Below are 24035 nucleotides of genomic sequence, written 5' to 3' on the forward strand. Positions count from 1 at the left end.
AAATGTGGAGGGAAATCATATGACAACATTCAAAATGTACAAATCCACGGGAGAAGATGAATTATTTGTATCGGTATCCCCGGATCAATTGAAACCGCTGACATCCGATATGGAAGCAACGACTATCCATCTGGATGATCAGCAAACCTATCAGGAAATGGATGGATTTGGGGCTTCTTTTACCGACTCATCTGCCTATCTGATCAACCAAATATTAAGTGAGGAGCAGAGAGCAGAGGTCATGACCCGGCTGTTCCATCCGGTAGAAGGCATTGGATTGTCGGTCATCCGCAATCCGATGGGGGCTTCAGACTATGCCAGAACGGTGTACAGCTATAATGATCTGCCAGAAAACCAAACGGACCCGGAATTAACCGGGTTCAGTATTGCACACGATGAAGCGGATGTTATTCCTCTGACTCAAAAGGCGTTGGAATTGAATCCCGAACTGAAATTGTTCGCTTCGCCTTGGAGTGCTCCGGGTTGGATGAAAACGAGTGGTTCAATGATTACAGGACAGCTGAAAAAGGAGTGGTATTCCGCATATGCCGAATATTTTGTGAAGTATATCCAGGGTTATGCAGCGAACGGTTTGCCGATCTATGCCGTTACCCCGCAGAATGAGGCACTATATGAGCCAGGACATTATCCAGGCATGTTAATGCCCGCGGAAGTGCAAGCGGATTTCATCAAAAATCATCTGAAGCCAGCCTTGGTCCGCAACGATATCCATACCAAAATCCTATGTTATGACCACAACTGGGACCAACCGGATTATCCGCTGACCGTGCTGGAACAGGCGGGAGATGAAGTGGACGGAGTCGCTTGGCACTGGTATGGGGGAGAAGCCTCGGCTCAAACAAAGGTATATGAAGCGGTTGCGGGTAAAGAGGTGCATTTCACAGAAGGTTCAGGAGGGGAATGGATTCCTCCATTCGAACAAGCCTTCTCCAATGTGATCCGAACCGGGATTCAGATTTTGCGGAATTACAGCAAGTCTTTGGTACTCTGGAATATGGCGCTTGATGAGAATAACGGCCCGACCGTTCCTGGCTTTGGAAAAAGCACATGTCGCGGTATTGTACAGGTCAACCAGCAAACGAAAGAGCTAACCTATACATTGGATTATTATGCTTTGGCTCATTTCAGTGCATTGATTCGTCCGAACGCTGTTCGGATCGAATCGACCTCCAGCGATGTATCAATATATTCCGTTGCATTCAGAAATACGGATGGTTCCACTGCGCTTGTTCTCTTCAATGATGGGGATCAATCCGGAAATGTGAAGGTAAGTCTTCGCAATGATGAGCTGTTACATCTGCAATTGGAATCCAAAGGTGCCTTGTCCATCTTGATCAACCATGAATAAGTCGTCTTCATCTCTAAAAAATCGACCCCATTAACGAAATAACGTCTCTGTGATTCGTTAGATTGCAGACCTGGCATATAAGAGCAAATAGCGTTTGCCAGTACATTAAAAACAAAATAACGATAGCAAAGGGATGTCCCTCGTCATATTCATGACTTATGGGACATCCCTTTGCTATCGTTACGTTCGATATTACATCTAAACTGCTTATATTCTTTGAATCGCCAGATTCGGTGTGCCTCCGCTCTCATCAATAAAGAGAACATACTGGCTTGGCATTTGCATTGACATTAATTCTTTATGTCGTCAGCAGTGTCGTTTGTCTGCGGTACTCCGTCGGATTAAGGCCTGTATGTTTCTTGAATTGCCTGGAGAAATAGTATAAGTCACTAAACCCAAGATGCTCGGCAATTGCCGTTACTGTGTTCGAAGTACATGTGAGAAGCTCCTTGGCTTTATCGATTTTCTTGCCTGTTATATAGTGAATGGGAGGAACACCGATCTGCTGTTTGAAGAAACGAATGAAATAATTCGGATGCATGTAGGCGATCTGAGCCAGATCCTGCACCGAAATGTTCTCTTCAATATTGGAATCAATATAAGCCAGTATCGCGGACATTTTTTCCATAATAGGCATGTTTACATAAGAGATCTGCTGCAGATCCAGATTCATCACATAGTGAGACAATAATTCTACCAGTTTGCTCTTGGCCATCATATGAGCATAGACTTCGCCGGAGTTGGCATATGCAAGGATGCTGTCGAAGATTTCCTGAATCAGCTTTGGATCATTTACGTCACAACAGTGTGGGAACTTCAGAATCTGGAACAGGTTGATTCCGCCAACCTTTGCACTAAAATGGCACCAGTATTTGAGGAATGGACGATCACTAATGACAGAATAGGACTGAAGCTCTCCTTCTGGCATTAAAAAAAGCTGTCCGGGTGCCGGATAGTATTCCTGATTCCCGATCTTGAGCCAGCCCTCACCTTCACATATGAAGTAAAACTTGCTGTAATCGGGGGTATAATTCATATCACGCCAGTCGGTTTCACAACGATTGTAGTTGACCATGAACAAATCAACCTGCAAATTGGATAAATGGTTCGTGAGTAGTGTCTTCTCTTTCAAGGGTCTCATCTCCTTACAAAGGTTATTATTGTCCATCTCAAAGTTAATGTTCTGCATGTCTATCTGTTGACCCAGCCACTACAATACAAGTGGAGATGATAACGGAAGGAATGAGAATGAATCATGGACAAAAACGCATATTTGCAAAAGATCGAAGCAACAATCGCGGAAGGCAAGTACAAAGACAACTGGAGCTCGCTTAGTGCCTTTGAGGTTCCAGCGTGGTATAAGAACGCAAAATTCGGTATTTTCATTCACTGGGGGCTGTACTCTATTCCCGCTTATGATAGTGAATGGTATTCTCGAAATATGTATATAGAAGGCTCCAAAGCCTATGAACATCATCTTGCTGTTTATGGACATCCGAAGGAATTTGGGTACAAAGACTTTATTCCCATGTTTCAGGCGGAGAAGTTTGATGCTGATGAATGGGCAGAGCTTTTTAAAAAGGCTGGAGCCAGATATGTCATGCCCGTCGCCGAGCACCATGACGGATTTCAGATGTACCAAAGTTCCATCTCTCACTATAACACAGTTGAAATGGGACCCAAACGGGATCTTCTGGGGGAGATGAAGGCTGCGTATGAGAAACAGGAGTTGACCTTGTGTGTCTCCTCACATCGGGCAGAGCATTGGTTCTTTATGTCTCATGGAAAGGCGTTTGATTCGGATATTAAGGAACCGCTTGCAAGGGGTGATTTCTACTGGCCTGCGATGCCTGAACCGGATCATCATGATTTGTATGGTTCGCCTCCGTCCGAAGAATTCCTGGAAGATTGGCTGATTCGCTGCTGTGAACTGGTTGATCAGTACCAGCCCAAAGTATTTTATTTCGACTGGTGGATTCAGACGGCTGCGTTTAAACCTTACCTGAAAAAATTCAGTGCCTATTACTATAATAAAGGGGAAGAATGGGGGACTCCTGTTGCTATTAATTATAAACATGATGCATTTATGCTCGGCTGTGCCGTCCCGGATGTGGAGCGAGGGCAATTCGCCGATCTTAAGCCCTACTTCTGGCAAACCGACACCGCTGTAGCCAAAAATTCATGGTGTTACACGGAAAATAATGACTATAAATCCGCGGATGAAATTATTAGAGATCTCGTCGACATTGTAAGTAAAAACGGAAGCCTTCTGCTGAACATTGGCCCAAAAGCAGATGGCAGCATTCCCGATGAAGATCGGGACATCTTGCTTGCCATAGGCAAATGGCTAGACGTGAATGGCGAAGCCATCTACGATACGACGTTCTGGCGCATATTTGGTGAAGGGCCAACCCTGGTGAAAGAAGGCCAGTTCACAGATGGGGATACCAAGATTTTTACAAGTGAGGATATTCGCTATACCGTAAAAGAAAACATCCTGTATGCGACGGTTCTTGCCTACCCTGACAATGGAGTTGTTCACCTTAATGCGTTGAAAGAAAACTCCCATCATTTTCAAGGTTTGATCAAGGACATACAGGTTCTTGGTTTTGATGAACAGCCGGAATGGAACAGAACGGAAAATGCATTGTCGATTAGAACAACGAATGTACGAAGCACCGCCCCCGTTGTTTTCAAATTAGAACTGGATTAACAGGACGAAGGGCCATAACCAGGAGTGCTGCTCTTTGGTTATGGCCCTTCGTCCTGTTTTTGTCAAGAATTCGTCCATGCAGTCCTATTACTTCAAATAGTGACATGTCCTTTACATATCTTGTTCACTTGGAGAATTTTCGAGCCGTCTTCGGAATACATATAATGTAAAAGATGCGATGGATTGATAAAAATGGGGTGTTCCCTTTCAAGTCAGTCCATTAACATGAGGAGGGAAAATGGTTGAAAAAGGGAAAAATGATAAGTCTGCTTGTGCTTTTCAGTTTGCTGGTTGCGTTGCTGCCTGGTACGACGACAAACGCAGCGACAAACTGGAACCTGGTTTGGAGTGACGAATTCAATGGAAGCTCTCTGAATACGTCGAATTGGTCAGCAGAGATAGGTACCGGCAGCGGCGGATGGGGAAATAATGAATTGCAGTATTATACAAATCGCACCGAGAATCTGCAAGTTACAGGCGGGAACCTGGTCATTACTGCTCGCAAAGAAAATTATAACGGCAGCAGTTATACCTCGGCACGAATCAAGACCCAGGGTTTGAAGGATTTTACTTACGGGAAAGTGGAAGCACGTATCAAGCTGCCGTCAGGTCAGGGGCTGTGGCCTGCTTTTTGGATGCTGGGAAGCAATATTAATTCCGTTGGCTGGCCCAAGAGCGGAGAGATCGACATTATGGAACGGGTCAACAACAACGCTTTTGTAAACGGTACCGTACACTGGGATGCTAACGGGCATGCCGATTATGGAAAGATTTCGGAGAATCTTGATTTTTCTCAATTTCATGTCTACAGCATCGAATGGGATTCCAAATATATAAGATGGTTCGTGGATGGCAAGCAATTCAATGAATTTTACATCGAAAATGGAACAGGAAACACCGAAGAGTTCCAGCGTCCGTTCTTCCTCCTGTTAAATATGGCTGTGGGCGGAAACTGGCCTGGCAGCCCCAATAATGCGACACCTTTCCCGTCACAAATGCTTGTGGATTATGTACGGGTATATCAAGCAGCGAGTACACCCAATATTGTCAGCGGTGGCCTCTATACGATCGGTTCCAAAGCCAGCGGTAAAGTGCTGGATATTGTAGATGTGTCTACGGCAAGTGGAGCCAAGGTGCAACAATGGACCAATTACAGTGCAACTAACCAAACGTTCAGGGTGGATAGCACAGGTGATGGTTACTATAAACTCACGGCTGTTCACAGCGGCAAAGTACTGGATGTGCCGAGCTCGACAGCATCTCCTGGTGTACAGCTTCAACAATGGGACGATAACGGCTCTAACGCCCAAAGGTGGAGCATCCAGGAGACGGGTAACGGTTACTATAAAATCATTTCCAAGGTGAATGGATTGGCGGTGGATGTATCGAGCTCTTCAACAGCGGATGGGGCCGCAGTTCAACAATGGAATGATAACGGTACAGATGCGCAAAGATGGTCATTTAACAAATTGAATTAAATAATTGCAATAACTTCAGGGGAACCAATCACGAAATTCATTGGCGCTAATATATTGTAAACATCTCTGCCAACAAAGACCAATTGATCATTGCCATGAACCTAAAAAGAACGGTGTGAAGTTTCTCACGTCGTTCTTTTTGGTGTCAGAATGAATCAGACGTAGTTATAAAGAACTCTTTGAATCATCTAAAAGCCAAGGTGGTTCGCATTTACGAAAAAAAGATAAATAGTAGAGAGACATTAGACTTATAAAAGCATTAAAAAGGCTTATTTTCTATATTTTTCTATAAAAGTACTTGTATATCTCTTTTTATGACTCTATAATATACCATAAAAATACAATTAAATTCCAAATTTTATATTATACGTTATTTTAAGAGAGAGTTTGTACATATGTAAAGAAAACTTCTGATCTACCCGGTTCCATAATACTCCCATGTAAAGTATGCGTTCTTGCTAACGCTGGTGATTACCCTCCATAATGCATGCGCTTTTCCGCTCACAAGATGAATTGATCTGAAATCCACCTTTTCCTTATACACTGAAAATGGCTACCTACAATCTTTCACATACGATGTAACTTACTTACCAATAACCTGTCCTGTAAAGGAGGTGAGGCTCGATGTAGATAAACGCAATATGTCTGTCCAATTGAGGCCGTTTCATCATTTCGTTTAAAGAAATGGATACAGTGAATCGCTGTATTAAAAAAACCGGGTAAAGGGAGTGGAAAAGTTTGATAAAGATAAACCGTTTACGCAAGCCGCTTTCCATGGGCCTGTCGCTTCTCCTTGCATTTTCTATCATTCATCCGGTTTCAGCTGAAAACGCTGCATCGCAGAAGATCGACATGAAATCCAGTTTGGAAAAAACCACCACCTCCAAAATCAACGCCAAGCTGAGCAAGGAATTTGAGAGCAATGATTATGTAACTTATCTGGTCAAAATGAAAGAACAGGTAGACACAGCCTCAGTATCCAAGCTAGCGATGGAAAAGGCGACGATTGAAAAGCAAACGGCTTCTGCAACGAAATTGTCTGTGCGAAGCACGGTTGTCAGTACTCTGCGGGAAACGGCCTCACGATCCCAGTACACCCTGGAACGTTTTCTTGAAAAGGAACTTGACCTTGGCAAAGTCAAAGAATATAAAAGTTATTTCATCGTTAATGCACTCGCAGTAACAAGTACGAAGGAAGTTATGGAACAGATTGCACTTCTTCCCGAGGTGGATAAAATCCTGCCTAACGAGCAGCGTTATATGCAGAAAACCGAGGTTAGCAGCGAAAATGCAACAGCAGCTCCAGCAACAGAGTCTGCCAAGGCACCAGCCAAAGAGGCAGCAGCGAAGGAAAATGCAGCGGCTGATAATAAGAGCTTGCAGACAGAGAACGTTGAATGGAATATCGATTCTATCAACGCGCCAGCCGTCTGGGATAGAGGAATCGACGGTACAGGAATCGTTGTTGCCAACCTGGACAGCGGGGTCGATTACACCCATCCGGCGCTCCGCAGTAAATGGAGAGGACTTGATGCTTCGGGAAATATCGTTGATCCCGAGCTAAGCTGGTATGATCCCCATAGCCATGCCTCCCTTCCTGCGGATGGAGACGGTCATGGTACACATACGATGGGTACAATGGTAGGTTCCGAAGCCAACGGTACCAACAAGATCGGGGTTGCTCCCGGAGCAAAATGGATTGCCGTCCGGATTTTCAATCCGGAAACCACCGATGCCATTATACTGGATGGCGGGCAATGGCTGATTGCTCCAGTGGATGCCGAAGGAAACCTGCATCCTGAGCTTGCCCCGGATGTGGTGAACAATTCCTGGGGTGGCGGTGCAGGATTGGACGAGTGGTTCCGTCCAATGGTTCAAGCCTGGCGTGATGCACAGATCTTTCCGGAATTTTCAGCCGGGAATACGACACTGACGAATCCGGGAGGTCCTGGTTCGGTTGCGAACCCTGCGAACTATCCAGAGAGCTTCGCTACCGGGGCAACGGATATCAACGGGAATCTGGCTTCATTTTCCCTTCTTGGTCCGTCCCCATATGAGGAGATAAAGCCCGAAGTCTCGGCACCAGGTGTTAACATTCGTTCTTCTGTTCCGGGTGGAGTATATGAGGGTGGCTGGAACGGCACGTCTATGGCAGGCCCGCATACCACTGCACTGGCCGCACTCCTGCTTCAAGCCAATCATTCCCTTACGGTTGATCAGTTGGAGCAGATTATTATGGATACAGCGACACCGAGAACAGACAGCCAGTACCCAACATCGCCAAATAACGGATACGGGCACGGCATCATTAATGCATTGGATGCAGTAGGTTCCGTACTCGAAGGCATAGGAACAGTATCCGGCAGGGTAGTCACAGCAGGTGACGATCTGGAAGCACCAGTCCTGGAGCATACGCCTGTAAATTCTGCTTTTACGGGGCTGGATATTCCTCTTACTGCGCATGTTACCGATAATGTCGGTGTAACTGCAGTCGAAGCGTTTGCCAAAACAACAGGCACGAGCCAATATGTATATCTGCCAATGAATCGGATCGATGGGGATGCCAAAGACGGCACCTACACAGCGACGATCCCGTCATTCTTAATCGAGTCGCAGGGCTTGGAATACTACATCCGAGTCAATGATTACGGTAACAACGGATTCGAGAGTAAAGTTTATAAGGTTGCTGTCTCCAATGGAGTCCAGCCTGGATATCTGCAGGATTTTGAGGAAGATAATCTCGGCTTTACCTCAGGCGGCGTTGGTAACTGGGCTTGGGGAGCACCAACAAGTGGTCCGGGAAGTGCCTTCTCTGGTGATAAAGTGGTTGCGACCAACTTGACCGGTACCTACGCAGCCAATAGCAATGCCTATTTGCTTGCACCGCCAATCGATCTCACCCAGAGCACAGAAGGAGCATTGGTTTCCTTCAAACACTGGTATGATTTGGAGAGTAACATCGATTTTGGCAAAGTGTACATTGCCACTGAGGACAGTGACTATGCATTCCAAGAGGTATTGAGCTTTACGGGTGCTGGTGGAGGATGGAAGACACAGTATGTGGACTTGCGTGAATATGCCGGTCAGCAGGTGTTTATCAAGTTTAATCTGACGAGTGACAATTCCGTTCAAAAGGCTGGCTGGTATATCGATGACTTTTCCGTTCAAGCACCAGATGATATTGCTCCGGGAGCACCAAGCGGATTGTCCGCTTCAGCCGACATACTGGGAAATGTAAACTTGTCCTGGACCGGAACAGACGATGAGGATTTGCAATCCTACAACATTTATCGTTCAACAAGCTCAGGAAGCGGTTATGAAGCCATCGGAAATACTTCGGCAACAACCTTTACGGATACCGCTACGGTGACCGATTCGACTTATTATTATACGGTAGCCGCTCTTGATTATAGCGGCAATGAAAGTGACAAGTCGAATGAGGTATCCGTGACCGTGGAGGTCCCTGAAGATATCTATATCGACCATTTCGATGGCAATAACGACAATGATTGGACTCATTCGGGCACCAAGGACGAGTGGGAGCGCGGCGTACCGGTCGTTGGACCTGCCAGTGCCGTATCTTCGCCGAATGTGTGGGCAACGGACCTGGACAGTACGTATGAGAACGGGTCGAACTATTCTCTGGTATCTCCAGTGGTGGATCTGACTCAGGTGGATCAAGCCACACTGACCTTTAATCATTGGTATGAGATTGAAAGTGGATATGATTACGGGTATGTCGAGGCGACGAAAGACGGTGGAAGCACATGGTCGGAGCTCGGGAAGTTCTCTCATTCTTCAAACGGGAAACAATGGACTCCGGTATTCTACGATTTGGCCGCATTGAAGGGAAGTGAAGTTCAATTCCGATTCAGATTGACTTCAGACAGCAGTTTCGTCAAGCAAGGCTGGTACATCGATGACTTCCGCATTCTGGGGATCGCAGCTGAGACCGTTACGAAAGATACAGCGGTTGTTCTAAACGGAGATAAGCCTAAGCCGGAATATGATAATCCTTGGTACAAAATTTCAAGCACGGACAAGGCTGAATTCAATAAAACCAAGCAGGAACAGCCCGAAGTACAGAAACCTGGAACAGGCTCTGTTACGCCGCAAAGCTTGCCTGCAAGTGCAACGGTCACCGTTCTGGAAACAGGGCGTTCCGTGAAGACCGACCCAACGACAGGCAAATACAGCTTTACTCACGTGGCGGGCGATTACACATTGAAGGCTGAGGCTTATGGCTATTATCCTCAGACCAAGACGGTAACCATCACGGACGGTAGTGGAGCGACAGCCAATTTCAATCTGGAGACCATCCCTCAAGGCAAGATTGAAGGTATTGTGAGCGATGAACGAACAGGACAACCTATAGCTGGAGCCTCCGTTCTTGTATTGGAAGATGCTCAGGTAGGTGCTGTTCGGACAGGGTCAGACGGCAAATTCGTTCTGGATGTTCTGGAAGGAACCTATACGCTATCGATAATGGCTGCTGATTATTACAGCCAAACGGTAAGTGTAACGGTGCCTGGAAATGGAAAAGTCGAAGCGAAAGTGGCGTTAAAACCATTTATCGGGTTTCCCGGAGAAATCGCCTATGACGATGGAACAGCTGAAAATGCAAGAGCATTTGTTGCAGCTGGTAATGCTTGGGCTGTACGTATGACGCCGGAAATGGAGACTGCGCAGCTTACTGGTGCATCCCTTCGATTCTGGAATACAGAGTGGCCTGTGCCGGGTGGGACAGCATTCCAATATGCTGTCTATGATGCCTCCGGTTCGGGTGGAGAACCAGGACGATTGCTGGCGGGACCGTTCGACGGTACGGCACTGCGCAATGATCAGTGGACAACCGTTGAGTTTCCAGAACCAGTGGTGGTGCAAGGTGATTTCTACATCGTGTATGTACAGACGGCTGCCGGAACTAGCGCACCGGGTCTTGCAACCGATGAAACGGGTGTGAATGCGGCCCGGAGCTGGCAGCGTGTCGGGGGTGTATGGAGTACTGCGCCCGCAGAAGAGGGGAACTATATGATTCGTGCAGTGGTGAGATACCCTGTGAATGCACCTGTCCTCACGCAGCCGACGAACACTTATACGAACCAATCGACATATGCCGTATCGGGAACTTCTCCAGCTAATGGAGCCCAAATCAAGATTTATAACGGGAAAGAGGTTGCTGGAACAACCACTGTGGAGAATGGAACGTTTAAGCTTGATGTAAAACTCCGTGCAGGCATTAACGCCCTTACTGCCGAGGCGGTAATTAACGGAAAGACAACAGACCGTTCACTTCCAATTATAATCATTTTGGATCAGACCGCACCTGTGTTAACGGTTCTCACACCTGAGGAAGGAAGCCGAACCAACACGGAAGTAGTGCATGTAACCGGCCATGTAGAGGACCAATTCCTCGACAAGGTGACTGTGAACGGACAAAAGGTACAATTGGAGAAAAACAGAAGCTTTAATCACCGCCTGCTCGTAAATGAAGGCAAAAACACCATTACAATAACGGCGACTGATATTGCCGGGAATAAAACAACCGTGACCCGTGTCGTTACTGTGGAAACAGCGCTGCCGGAGCTTACGAATATTTCTCCAGCGGAGGATGTACGGATTGTGGCAGGAGAATCCGTAACGGTTTCGTTCGACAGTATCCCTCAATTGCAGGCTTCTTTCCGGATTGAACTGCCATCCAATCTGAGCACACAGGCAGGGACTGAGATTCCATTGGTGGAAACGGAACCTGGTCATTATACAGGCACCTACACTACAGCTTCTTCGCTGGTGCTTGAGGGTGGAGTGATTGTGATCCGTGCTCAGGATGCAGCAGGAAACAAGGTCGAGGCGGAAGCGCCAGGACGGTTGTTCGTATCCGCAGCAGAAGCTCCCGAAACGAATGTGCCAGCTGACGATAATCTGTTGCCTTAATCGATGAACATGTAAGACGAAAAGCCGAGAAGCCAAGAGATAGTGGCTTGTCGGCTTTTCGTGTGTAAATTCAAAAGGTATTGCCTAAGATTCGTTCAATGATATTGCATATGACGCATTGCTCAATCAAGCGATTGAAATGAAGAGAAAGTTTCCAGCATCACGACGGCGTGAGCAGGAAGCTTTTTGTTTGTTATTTTAAAAGAATGTTCTAAATCATGTCGTGATTTTATATAGTTATTGTCGTAAGTTCCTATTAAAATTAGATCAGGTCTGTGTTACTTTATACTTAGATGTCAGAATATCATATAGTATGGAGGTTAATCATAGTGACCATTCAAATAGGCAAAATAAGCTTATGGCACGTCCATGCCTGGGATTATATCAAGCAGGTTGAGGAGCATGAAGATACGGAGATGGCCGCGGTGTGGGATGAAGATGCCGTGCGCGGTCAGGAAGCAGCTGAACGTCTGAACGTACCCTTCTATGCATCGCTTGAAGATATGCTGGCACAGGACAACATCGATGCTGTCATTGTGGATGCACCGACTCGCCTTCATGAAGAGGTAATCTCAGCTGCTGCAAAAGCAGGCAAACATATTTTCACAGAGAAAGTTATTGCTTCAACTGTAAAAGAGGTTAATACGATCATTTCTGATATACAGGATAGCGGAGTGAAAATGACGGTTTCTTTGCCTCGTTTGAATGATGGATATACATTAACGATTCAAGATGTTCTGAGCCAAGGACTACTTGGTAAAGTGACTTATGTTCGTGTACGCCTATCCCATAACGGGGCCATAGGCAACTGGTTGCCTGAGCATTTTTATAATTTGGAAGATTGCCAGGGGGGTGCATTGATTGATCTCGGTTGTCATCCGATGTATCTGACGAATCTGTTCCTGGGTCAAGAAGTGACAGGTGTTAATGCCAATTTTGGATATATCACTGGCAAAGAGGTCGAAGATAACGCCGTTGCCACGTTATTTACGGATTCCGGAGCAATTGGTGTGGTCGAGGCAGGATTTGTGAACAGTCATTCGCCGTTTACGATCGAGGTTCATGGTACAGAGGGCACACTGTTATACGGAACACCGGAGAATAAGCTGTTGATTCGCACGAATGCCGGTTCAGATCAACAAAAAGAATGGACGGAGATCCCTTTGCTGGACAGAAGAGAAAGCGCATTCAGCCAGTGGGTATCCCATATTCAAAACGATACGATTGCTACCGAGAATTTGCAGACGGCCACACAGTTAACTCGACTGATGGAGGCGGCCAACCTTTCTGCCAAGGAAGGGCGCAGAATCTCCTTGAATGAGTTGCAGGGGTAGGGATATTGGGAGGTGCCGTATTGAGCCGATATCCTTTTGAGAAAATGCTTGAACGACAGGATATCCTGGAAAGGCTGGATGTCTCGATCCTGTGGGGACACTACGAGATCCGGGTTCTGCGATTTCATCTGACTTCTTTTCCGGCAGGCCGAGTCGTTGATTTTCATAACCATGCGGAATTCGAATTCCATTTTATCCCGAGAGGGAAAGGTAAAGTCATTCTGGGAGATGAAATGCATCCGCTATCGGAAGGCATGCTGTATTTGACAGGTCCTGGCCTTGTTCATTATCAGGAGGCCGATTCCCAGGAGGCCATGGATGAGCTGTGTCTTCATGTGGATATCATTGAACATCCCAGAGAGGGTGTAGATCCGTGGGAGGCAGCGGAATCCGAGGAAACGATCGAAAAGCTTAGAACACTGCCTCTTGCTCCAGTCCATGATTATCATCGCGCCATGAACTGTTTTCTGGAAGCTTATGAGGCTTGTGATCGTAAACTCATCGGATATTACACATCAATCAAGCAGCAAGTGATCAGTATTCTGCTGAAGACCGTCCGAGCCTACGATATCGGGGGAAATCGGGCGGAAGCCCCTGTGCGGGACATGTCGGTGTACAGGTACGATTATGCCATTCAGTATATGGAGGCGAATCATCCCACAGCAGTGACACTGGAGAATGTAGCGGAGAAACTGCATATCAGCAGCAGGCAGCTGCAACGAATCTTTTATCAGGTTCAGCCGGAAATGCCTTTCAGCCGTGTGCTGGAGGATATCCGACTGCGTGCGGTGTGCCGTAACCTGGAAGAAAGCAATGTTTCCATTGAACAAATTGCCCTGGCTTCAGGGTTTACCAATGCCAATTATTTGCATGCTGTTTTTCGCAAGCGTCTGGGGATGACCCCATCGGCTTTTCGTAAAATGAAACAACCAAACCAAAAGTGAGGGTGAATGGATATGAGTAAAACGTATCGTGTAGGGATTATTGGCTGTGGCGGGATTGCAAACGGCAAGCATCTGCCAAGTCTGAGCAAGCTTAATAATGTAGAACTGGTTGCTTTTTGTGATATCGTTCAGGAACGTGCAGAAGAAGCCAAAGAAAAGTATGGCACTTCCGAAGCACAGGTATACACGGATTATCAAGAATTACTTCAGGATGAAACGATTGATATTGTTCATGTACTGACACCGAATATCTCCCATGCAGAGATTTCTATTGCCGCGCTGGAATCCGGAAAACACGTCATGTGTGAGAAACCGATGGCGAAGTCATCCGCCGAAGCTCAAAAAATGCTTGAAGCAGCCGAGCGGACGGGTAAAAAGCTGACCATCGGATACAATAACCGCTTCAGAGAAGACAGCTTGTACCTGAAGCAGCTATGTGAAGCTGGCGAACTGGGTTCGATTTACTTTGCCAAAGCACATGCGATCAGAAGAAGAGCTGTACCTACATGGGGTGTTTTTCTTGATGAGGAAAAACAAGGCGGCGGACCGTTAATTGACATCGGTACACACGCACTTGACCTGACGCTGTGGATGATGGATAACTATCAACCGAAGGTTGTTCTCGGCACAACCTATCATGAGCTTTCACAACGGGAAAATGCAGCGAACGCATGGGGCCCGTGGGACCCCGAAAAATTCTCGGTCGAGGATTCCGCTTTTGGCATGATCGTAATGGAAAATGGTGCGACGATCATGCTGGAATCCAGCTGGGCACTGAATTCACTGGATGTGGATGAAGCGAAATGCAGCTTGAGCGGAAGCGAAGCGGGCGCAGATATGAAGAACGGCCTGCGCATCAATGGCGAGAAATTCAGTCGTCTGTACACTAACGAAATTGAACTGAGTGCAGGCGGGGTCGCTTTCTACGATGGAAAGAGCGAGAGCGCACCTGATGTAGAGATGAGAAAATGGATTGAAGCGATCGATAAGGATCTGGAACCTGTCGTAACGCCTAAACAGGCTTTGGTTGTTTCGCAAATCCTGGAAGCACTTTATGAATCCGCTCGTACAGGTAAAGCTGTATATATGAACGAATCCAATCAAGCCTAGTATGAATTTCAGAAACCTTTATCCTCATCAGGAGGGTAAAGGTTTTTTGGTGTTATACACCCTATCGATTCGTCTATACCATTCCCTCCTCCTGAACGTATGATGAAAAAACATATATGTGCAGAAAAGAGGGTATGTCATGACTGCAAATAAATCGGGAAACGGTGTTTCCATCATTGTATGTACGAATCGGCCACAATTCTTTGACAACATTCTGCAAAATTACAATCGACAGCGCTACAAAGGAAAAGAACTTATCATCATTTTGAATCATGACAGCATGAATCTGCAATTATATAGGAACCGCGTTCGAAAACATGCTAATGTTACCGTTTATCAAGTTCCAGAAAGCATATCGTTAGGACAAAGCCTGAATGCCGGGATCACCCGAGCCCGACTTTCATTGATCGCCAAATTTGACGATGATGATTACTACTCCCCTTTTTATTTGAAGGAACAAGTGAAAGAACTCAAGCGGACCCAAAGTGATATCGTTGGTAAACACTCGTGTCTGGTCTACTTGGGTGCTTCCAAAACGTTGTTGGTCAGATCCCCCAGTGAAAAGAATAAATATGTGGAATTTGTACAAGGCGGTACGCTTCTGTTCAAAAAAGAGGTACTAAAGAAGGTTTGGTTCACGGACCGTTCCATTGGAGAAGATGTAACCTTTCTGAGGCAGTGCAGAAAAAGAGGATTCAAAACCTATGCTACATCACCATATAACTATGTGTATCACCGGAGACAAAATAAAAAAAGCCATACCTGGAGGGCAGATGATCACTTCTACCTCGAAGGCAGCAAACGGTTAGCGATTACGAAAGATTTCAGATCGTTTGCAGATAAAGAGATCTAGAGAAGAGAGATTCAATGGAATGAAAAAAGTAATATTAACGACGAAAAGTCAATCAAAAGAAGTATCTGTCTTATGCAGATGCGTCTTTTTTTTGCTTGGAAATCCGGCCAGGCTATCAACGATTTGTACATTTACGAAAAAAACTATTGCATATCTGTTTAGTCGGAATTATATTAATGGTATAAGGTCTAGACCATATACAGATCGGAGTGCTTATATGTCCAGTACGTTTCCATTTCGTTTTGAGAAAGTATCTACCAAAAAGGTCAGTGAATTTATAAGGGAACAACTTGAAGAAGCCATCATTCTTAAGGAATTAATGAGTGAAGAACAACTTCCTTCCGAACGAGATCTTGCCGAGATATTTAATGCCAGTCGAATTACGGTTCGCGAGGCGTTATCTGTGCTGGAGGAAAAAGGCTTGATCGAGAAACGCGTGGGGGCCAAAGGCGGCACTTTTGTGTTGCCTCTGACAACGAATTCTCATAAACGGACAAGAGAAGAAATTATGCGAGATTGGGATCAGATGCTCAAAGTATTTGAATACCGGACCATTATTGAGCCGGAGGGAGCTTTTTTGGCTGCTGAGCGGATCACCGCAGGCGAGCTGGAGCTGCTTGAAGCTTATGTGGAGCAAAGTATTGAGCCTCACTGTACGAGGGAAAGGTTTCGGGCCCTGGATGTGAAATTTCATCTGACCATTGCCAAGGCGTCCGGTAATCCTTACTGTGAGGCCGCTGTTAGACAAATTCGGACAAAAATTAATCCGGCATTGGACTTGATGCCCTATGATGACCGAATTCGCTCCGTCAATCATGGGATACATATGGAGATTCTGGAAGCATTGAGAGCACATGACAGCATCAAGTCCCGGGAGACGATGAAAAGACATATCGAATTCTCGGCTGACGCCATCTATGCCAGGCTCGTTTCAGAATCCGATGAAAAAGAAGGGAATGAGAGCTAATGGACCAATCACAACTATATCAGCGCGCACAAGCGCTTCAGCCCCAACTTATTGCCTGGCGGAGAGATTTCCATCGCCATCCGGAAATAGGGTATGAAGAATTTCGAACGTCAGAGATTGTAGCCAAACATTTGGAAAGTCTGGGTCTTGAAGTAACACGTAATGTCGGGAAAACCGGAGTCGTGGGAGTGCTGCGGGGAGAAACGGAAGGGCCTACGTTCGCACTTCGGGCAGATATGGATGCATTACCAATTCAGGATCAAAAGGTTGCTGACTACAGCTCCCAGGTAGAAGGCAAAGCCCATCTGTGTGGACATGACGCGCATACAACCATTCTGATGGGTGCGGCTGAGCTGCTAACAAGCCTCGGCAGACCGAAATCGGGCAACATCAAGTTTGTGTTCCAGCCTGCCGAAGAAGGATTGGCAGGTGCACGTGCCATGATTCAGGATGGGGTACTGGAGAATCCGAAAGTCGACGCGATCGCAGGGTTACATATGACTCCTGGGCAAGATACGGGTACTGTCGGGGTAAGCAAAGGCGTGGCGTTTGCCTCGGCAGACCGTCTGGTGATTCGGATACTTGGCAAAGGTGGACATGCTGCCCGTCCGCATGAAGGTATCGATGCCATTGCCGTATCTGCTCAGGTCATCACCGCACTTCAGAACCTGGCTAGTCGTATGGTAGACCCGCTTGAGCCGGTTGTGGTAACGATCGGTAAAATCACCGGTGGCTACATGGGGACAGCGATTGCTCCAGAGGTCGAGATGATTGGTACAGTTCGGACGCTTTCTCCGTCCATTCGTGAACGCATGCCAGCCTTGATTGAACAGGTCGTTAGTGGGGTATGCAGTTCGTTCGGCGCCGGTTACGAAGTCATCTATGGCGATGGCTACCCGGTTGTAGTTAACGATCTGGGCATGGTGGACCTGCTTGCGGAGACCGTTGATAGTCTTGAATGGGCGAAGGGGTGGAGCAGCATTCAGCCTTCCACGGGCGGCGAGGATTTTGCGTTCTACTGTGAACAGATTCCAGGTGTTTTCTTTCGATTGGGTTCAGGGAATGAGGAAGAGCGAACCCGTTACCCGCTTCACCATCCAATGTTCGATCTCGATGAGACGGTAATGCCTTATGGTGTGGGTATGCTGTCCGCCGTAGCGCTTGAATTTTTGGCAAGAAACACAACTTCTAAGGGGGAGCATGGACAATGAGAAAAAGACAATGGACAAGCATGTGGATCACATTATTGGCTGTAGTACTGGTGCTTAGCGCTTGCGGTGGAAAGAGCACTGGTACAGATAGCAATTCGGCATCAAGTGAATCAGGAAGCGGAACCTCTGCCAGCACTACGCTTACCATCGCAGCTGCTACAGATATTGAGAGCTTTGATCCCCATAACAACAATAATACGTCCAGTGAAGCAGTACTGGTCAACGTATTTGATTACCTGATCAAAAATGACAGTGAACAGAAGAAAGTTCCAGGACTCGCGACTTCATGGGAACAGGTGAATGACACAACTTGGCGCTTCAAGCTGCGTGAAGGGGTGACTTTCCATAATGGAGATCCATTCACCTCGGCGGATGTGAAATATACGCTTGAGCGTGTAGCCAAAGACAGCACTCTGAAACAAAACAGCTACTTCAAAAACATCGTTGAAGTCAAACCGGTCGATGAATATACGGTAGATATTATTACAGACGGGCCAGATCCGCTGCTGCTTAATCGCCTGTCCAAAATGGGAGCAGGCATCTTGCCGGCAAAATATATTGAGGACAAAGGTTTTGATCAATTCCTGAAACAACCTGTTGGCACGGGTCCATACCAATTTAGCAAATGGACAAAGGATGATCGTGTTGAACTTGTGAAAAATGAAAATTACTTCGATGGTGAACCGAAATGGAATGAGGTTGTATTCCGTGTCATCCCGGAAGCTTCCACACGAGTATCCGAACTGCTGGCAGGTGGAGTTGATATCGCTGCATCCATACCATCCACAGACATTGCTCGTATTGAAGGCGAAGCGGACAAGAAGATCGTCAAAGCGCCGATCCAACGTGTACTTCAGTTGATTTTCCGTCAAACAGAAGGCAGCGTCACAGCTGATCCGAAAGTTCGTGAGGCTATTGATCTGGCGATTGACAAGCAGGGCATTGTAGACAGCATTGCCGGAGGTGCAGGTATCGTTACCCGTACATCCGTGACACCAGGCAACTTTGGGGCAGATCCTTCATTGTACAAAACATCGCTGTATGATCAAGAGAAGGCGAAGCAGCTGTTGCAGGAAGCAGGGTATGCGGAAGGTGAAGCGGAGATGACCATCTCGGTATCCTCCCAGTACAAAGAGCCTGCCGAAGTCGTGGCAGCGATGCTGGAGCAAGTGGGCTTCAAAATTAATCTGGACGTGCTTGAGCCAAGTGCTTTCAGTGAGCGTTACAGTTCCAAATCATTCAAGGAAATTTTCATGATCGGCATTGGTAACTCCCTCTTTGATGCTTCCAATAACTACAATCGTTACATGTTGGAAGAGGCCAAAGGAGAGTCGGATTATAACAATCCGGAAGTGGAGAAATTGCTCCAGTCTGCGCTGGTTAACATGGACCCGGCTTCCAGGGAGAAGGAATACCAGCAAGTTCAGCAAATTCTTGCTGAAGATCGCCCGGCTGTGTATTTGTACCAGATGGAAGGGGTTTATGGAACAGATAGTCGTGTGAACTTCCAGCCGCGTAGTGACGAGATGTTCTATGCTGACGAGATCACATCTGCACAGTAACATCAGATAGAACAACCTGTTATGACAAAGGTAAGCCGTGAACGGCAGGGACTGTACCACGTTCCTGTCGTTCTTTTTTAAAAGGAGGTGGACAGAGAATGGGCAAATATGTACTTAAGTCACTACTGCAGGTTATACCGGTTCTGTTCATTGTTTCATTAATCGTGTTCATACTGGTCCGCGTCACGGGTGATCCGGTTGCTCTAATGCTGCCTGAAACAGCTACTGCAGAAGACCGCGCTGTATTAACGCAGGCACTCGGACTGGACCAGCCATTATACACACAGTATATGAAGTTCCTGGGCAGCGCATTGCAGGGAGACTTTGGTCAATCCTTCCGTTACGGAGAACCAGCTTTACAGCTTGTACTGGAACGATTGCCGGCCAGCTTTGAACTGGCTGTCGCTGCGATGTTTTTTGCCATTGTTATGGCTGTACCGCTTGGAGTTGCCTCAGCAGTCAAACGAAATACATTTACCGATCTGATCATCTCCGGGATATCGGTCATTGGTAAAGCCATGCCGAACTTTTGGATGGGCATTATGCTCATTTTGTTATTCTCCGTCATGTGGGGAGTTCTGCCCGTATCGGGCCGCGGAGGTGTATCACATCTGATATTGCCAGCTTTTACGCTTGGCGTTGGTTTGGCTGCACAGATGACTCGTCTGATTCGTTCCAGCATGCTGGAAATTCTGAGTCAGGATTACATCCGTACTGCACGGAGCAAGGGGCTTGGCCGGATGGTCGTAATTGGCAGACATGCGTTTCGCAACGGCTTGATCCCGGTCGTGACGATTATGAGTCTGCAGTTTACAAGCCTGATCGGTGGGACATTGATTACGGAGACGGTATTCTCCTGGCCCGGGCTGGGTCAGCTGCTGGTTGTTGCCGTCAACACCCATGACATGGCGATTGTACAGGCGGCTGTTTTTGTTATTGCGTTTATCGTCGTTGTAACCAATATTTTGACGGACGTGGCCTACCGGCTGCTAGATCCACGCATTAAATACGATTAGATGGAGGTGCAATCGATGACAGGCAGCAATGAAATGCCAATGCCGGGTACAGAACAGGAACATGAGAATGTACGTACACCAACAGGACTTCGCTATATCTGGAAACAACTGATCATCAGCAAGACCGGAATATTTGGCGCTGTGCTCGTTTTGTTGGTTGTGTTAATTGCCCTATGTGCACCTCTGTTAACGAGTCATGATCCGGGTGCAGTGAATCCCCTCAATCGTCTTAAACCGCCAGCTTGGCTTGAAGGGGGAACGGCTGAATACTGGCTGGGGACGGATAATCTGGGCAGGGACATGTGGAGCCGAATTGTATATGGTGCGCGGGTTTCTTTAATCGTAGGCATGGGTGCAGTCATCGTGTCCGGAATCATTGGTGCCATTCTTGGTCTGTTGTCCGGATTTTACGGAAAATGGCTGGATGCGGTTATTATGCGCGTAGGTGATGCATTCATGGCCATCCCTACCATTCTGTTTATGCTCGTTGTAATGGCTATTGTGGGTCCAGGGATTACGACGCTGATTTTGGTTATCGGTGTGACTAACTGGGTGCCTTTCACCCGTGTGGTCCGCAGTGAGGTGTTGAGTATCAAGGAACGGGACTTTGTTCACGCTGCCCGATCCATCGGTGCCAAGAATGGGAGGTTGATTCTGAAACATATTCTGCCGAATATTTTATCTTCCTTTATTGTGATCTGTGGGATGAACGTCGGGACCACGATCATTATGGAAGCTTCGCTCAGTTTCCTGGGTCTTGGCATTAAGCCACCTGACGTTTCCTGGGGAGGCATGCTCAGTGATGGCAGACAATATGTGGCGACAAGCTGGTGGGTGGCAACTTTCCCTGGACTAGCAATTACGCTGACGGTTCTGGGTGTCATTTTCCTGGGAGATTGGCTGCGCGATGTGCTTGATCCACGTACGGATACGAACAAGAAATAAGAGGAACGGAGATGGGAGCCATGGACATGAACCGAAGACCGATCTTGCCAGAGGACTTATATCATTACCGCTGGGTTAGCCAGCCTGTAATCAATCAGGATGGTCAGGTGGCATATGTTGAACAGACGATTGATCCGCAGAAAAATGAGTATCATACGCATATTCGGAGTGTTTCCTTGGATGGATGTGAGGACAAGCCCCTAACAGATGGATTGAAGGATTCATCTCCTGCCTGGTCACCGGATGGAACACAACTCGCTTTTTTACGATTGGAAAGCGGGGGTAAGGGGCTATGGACTATTGCATCAGACGATCAAACGGCTGTAAATCGCATCTCGCCTGAGCGCAAGCTATCGCAATTTGTCTGGTCACCGGATGGGAAATATATTGCATTCACCAGCAAAGTTGTGGAAGGTAAAGAAGAAGCGAAGGCAGACAATGGATCCAAGATAGACGAATCACCTAAGGTAAGTCCCTTGAGGGGTAAGGTGTTTGAACGCACAACACCCAAAGCGGAAGGCTCTGGTTGGTGGGATGGTCTTTATAGCCATTTGTTTGTATATGAGATCGGAAATGGAACCATTACACAGGTTACGTCCGGACATTGGAATGTTTCTGCTCCAGTCTGGTCCCCGGACAGTCAGGCCATATCCTATATTTCAAAGCAAGTGCAAGATGAGGAACTGGATGCTGATCTGCTGTATTTTGCAGATGTACATACCGTGCAGTTGCCAAGCGGCAAGATATGCAAAGTAACGGATTCCAGCCTACTGGTGAGCCAATTCGCGTATTCACCCGACGGACAGCACCTGATTCTGATCGCCAGTGATCGTGAGTATGGCAGTGGGAGTCACAACAGACTATATGATGTGCCGAGCACCGGAGGAATACCAAGACAGGTTGCACCTGAGATCGATATGCAGTTGGGAAATGCAGCACTCGGGGACATGAAAGCGGCAAGTCCATCTCCGTCGCCTCTGATGGATGACCGTCTTGCGCAACGTACGGCTTATGTACTGGGGACTCATGGCGGAAGTGTCAATGTGTATCGAATCACCGAAAATGGTCATTGCCAATCGGTGACAGGAAGCGATGAGAAGGATGTATATCAATATACACTGTCCCCTGATGGTAAGATGCTGGTCATTGGCGCATTGACTGAGGATCGCCCCGGGGAACTGTACCGTGTGGATATCGACAGTGGGGATATGATCAGACTGACACAGCGAAACGATGAATTCATCGCAGGACTGCAAGTGAATGTACCTGAACGTGTCGAATTCACATCATCGGACGGATGGCCGATTCAGGGTTGGTTACTGAAGCCTGTTATGGATGAACCGAACATGAAAGTACCGATGATATTACAGATTCATGGTGGGCCGCATGCGATGTATACAGGCATCTTCAGCCACGAAATGCAGACACTTGCTGCGCAGGGGTATGCTGTTCTATGGGTGAATCCCCGCGGAAGTATGGGATACGGGCAGGAATTCGCCAAAGCTTGCCGGGGCGATTTTGCCGGGGGAGACTGCCGGGATCTGCTGGAGGCGGTGGATTATGCACTTGCTACAACCGAATTCCTGGATGAAACACGTCTTGGCATAGGCGGTGGCAGTTATGGAGGTGTCATGACCAACTGGATTGTGGCGCACAGCAATCGTTTCAAAGCGGCAGTAACGCAGCGATGCATATCCAATTGGTTATCCATGTATGGAACCAGCGATATTGGAATCTCCTATGTGGAGGGAGTTATTGGTGGGAATCCGGCTGAACATGCTGACTTGCTGTGGTCCCGCTCCCCGCTTGCTCATGCGCACAAGATTGAGACACCATTACTGATCATGCATGGAGAGCAGGACTATCGTACACCGATCGGACAGGCGGAAGAGTTATATACGACATTGAAGCGTTATGGAAAAACAACCAAACTGATTCGGTATCCTGGATCCAATCATTCTTTGCTCAAAACCGGGAAACCCTCGCTGCGTGTAGATAGCTTTGAACAGGTTAATGCTTGGTTTAATCAATACCTCAGCGATGGAGAGGGCAGAGCATGAGCCGAGTCCAGCTATCCATTCCTGTAGCCCTGTTAGTAGAGAACGTACTGACGAGCGGAGAACCGAGTGAAGTCATTATTGATGGCTTGCTGAGAAAAGACTTTTCTCATTTGTTATCCAAGGTCAAGGAACCCATGATGGATCTGGGGGACAGACTGGGTATAGCAGCAGAAGTAGGAGATAACTGGGAAGAGGCCATACGAGAAGGAGTCTATGAGTTTAAATTTTTGCATATGAATGCCTTGAAAAGATTACTCTATTTCCGGTTTGACCTTAAGGCAGATCAGGATTTTATCCAGGAAGATCTGTCACTGAAACAGGTTCACCTGACCTTGAAAGAGATCGAGTTGCTGCAATTGCTGGTTGGCAGACAGTGGATGGTGCAAAAAGAGAAGCAATATACCGACCAGGACATTGACGCATCGCCCCGCATCCCTGTCCACATCCGATTGAAGTACTAGCAAACCATAGTAGGAAGCCCAAAGCCGCGATGATCGCGGCTTTTTTACTGTAATGCACTGTTTCTTTGAAAAATAAGA

Annotated in this window: 16 protein-coding genes; 15 read left to right on the forward strand and 1 reads right to left on the reverse strand. The window is 47.1% G+C overall.

All coding sequences use genetic code 11. The annotated features are described in order from the left end of the window. Nucleotides 1-19: 19 nt before the first annotated feature. Nucleotides 20-1369 (forward strand): glycoside hydrolase family 30 protein, encoded by a 1350-nt coding sequence (locus PPA03S_RS00780; RefSeq protein ID WP_062318869.1) that lies wholly within the window; start codon nt 20-22, stop codon nt 1367-1369. Between the two features lie 298 nt (nt 1370-1667). On the opposite strand, the gene PPA03S_RS00785 is transcribed toward PPA03S_RS00780, so the two are convergent. Continuing rightward, the gene (locus PPA03S_RS00785) at nt 1668-2501 is read right to left on the reverse strand and encodes an AraC family transcriptional regulator (RefSeq protein ID WP_157283887.1); all 834 of its coding nucleotides are present in this window, start codon (nt 2499-2501) and stop codon (nt 1668-1670) included. 123 nt (nt 2502-2624) lie between these two features. On the opposite strand from PPA03S_RS00785, the gene PPA03S_RS00790 reads away from it, so the two are divergent. The 14 genes from PPA03S_RS00790 to PPA03S_RS00855 all read left to right on the forward strand — a co-directional run bounded on the left by PPA03S_RS00790 (nt 2625) and on the right by PPA03S_RS00855 (nt 23957). Further along, the gene (locus PPA03S_RS00790) at nt 2625-4082 is read left to right on the forward strand and encodes an alpha-L-fucosidase (RefSeq protein ID WP_062318870.1); all 1458 of its coding nucleotides are present in this window, start codon (nt 2625-2627) and stop codon (nt 4080-4082) included. 257 nt (nt 4083-4339) lie between these two features. Then, a complete protein-coding gene (locus PPA03S_RS00795) occupies nt 4340-5560 on the forward strand; it encodes an RICIN domain-containing protein (protein ID WP_062319856.1) in 1221 nt (406 codons plus the stop codon). Nucleotides 5561-6298: 738 nt separating this feature from the next. Then, nucleotides 6299-11494, forward strand: coding sequence for a S8 family serine peptidase (locus tag PPA03S_RS00800; protein WP_062318871.1), 5196 nt, complete (start codon nt 6299-6301; stop codon nt 11492-11494). Nucleotides 11495-11823: 329 nt separating this feature from the next. Continuing rightward, complete coding sequence (locus PPA03S_RS00805; protein ID WP_245683477.1) at nt 11824-12828, forward strand: Gfo/Idh/MocA family protein; 1005 nt, start codon at nt 11824-11826, stop codon at nt 12826-12828. 20 nt (nt 12829-12848) lie between these two features. Next, nucleotides 12849-13772 (forward strand): AraC family transcriptional regulator, encoded by a 924-nt coding sequence (locus PPA03S_RS00810; protein WP_245683478.1) that lies wholly within the window; start codon nt 12849-12851, stop codon nt 13770-13772. Between the two features lie 12 nt (nt 13773-13784). After that, nucleotides 13785-14882 (forward strand): Gfo/Idh/MocA family protein, encoded by a 1098-nt coding sequence (locus PPA03S_RS00815; RefSeq protein ID WP_062318873.1) that lies wholly within the window; start codon nt 13785-13787, stop codon nt 14880-14882. A gap of 139 nt (nt 14883-15021) precedes the next feature. Then, a complete protein-coding gene (locus PPA03S_RS00820) occupies nt 15022-15735 on the forward strand; it encodes a glycosyltransferase family 2 protein (RefSeq protein WP_062318874.1) in 714 nt (237 codons plus the stop codon). A gap of 217 nt (nt 15736-15952) precedes the next feature. After that, nucleotides 15953-16702 carry a FadR/GntR family transcriptional regulator gene (locus PPA03S_RS00825; protein ID WP_062318875.1) on the forward strand — a complete coding sequence of 250 codons (750 nt, stop codon included), beginning with the start codon at nt 15953-15955 and terminating at the stop codon, nt 16700-16702. Beyond that, nucleotides 16702-17913 (forward strand): M20 metallopeptidase family protein, encoded by a 1212-nt coding sequence (locus PPA03S_RS00830; protein WP_062318876.1) that lies wholly within the window; start codon nt 16702-16704, stop codon nt 17911-17913. The genes PPA03S_RS00825 and PPA03S_RS00830 overlap by 1 nt, the downstream gene beginning before the upstream one ends. Next, on the forward strand, nt 17910-19475 hold the full coding sequence (locus tag PPA03S_RS00835; RefSeq protein ID WP_062318877.1) for an ABC transporter substrate-binding protein: 1566 nt from the start codon (nt 17910-17912) through the stop codon (nt 19473-19475). The genes PPA03S_RS00830 and PPA03S_RS00835 overlap by 4 nt, the downstream gene beginning before the upstream one ends. Before the next feature lie 98 nt (nt 19476-19573). Further along, on the forward strand, nt 19574-20491 hold the full coding sequence (locus tag PPA03S_RS00840) for an ABC transporter permease (RefSeq protein ID WP_062318878.1): 918 nt from the start codon (nt 19574-19576) through the stop codon (nt 20489-20491). A gap of 39 nt (nt 20492-20530) precedes the next feature. Continuing rightward, entirely contained in the window at nt 20531-21436 is a 906-nt protein-coding gene (locus tag PPA03S_RS00845; RefSeq protein ID WP_411835328.1) for an ABC transporter permease, read from the forward strand. Nucleotides 21437-21462: 26 nt separating this feature from the next. Continuing rightward, nucleotides 21463-23496, forward strand: coding sequence for an alpha/beta hydrolase family protein (locus PPA03S_RS00850; protein WP_062319860.1), 2034 nt, complete (start codon nt 21463-21465; stop codon nt 23494-23496). After that, nucleotides 23493-23957 carry a hypothetical protein gene (locus tag PPA03S_RS00855; protein WP_062318880.1) on the forward strand — a complete coding sequence of 155 codons (465 nt, stop codon included), beginning with the start codon at nt 23493-23495 and terminating at the stop codon, nt 23955-23957. Before PPA03S_RS00850 ends, PPA03S_RS00855 begins: the two co-directional genes overlap by 4 nt. The last annotated feature ends 78 nt before the right edge of the window (nt 23958-24035 follow it).

Source organism: Paenibacillus pabuli NBRC 13638 (assembly GCF_001514495.1).
Lineage (GTDB): Bacteria > Bacillota > Bacilli > Paenibacillales > Paenibacillaceae > Paenibacillus > Paenibacillus pabuli.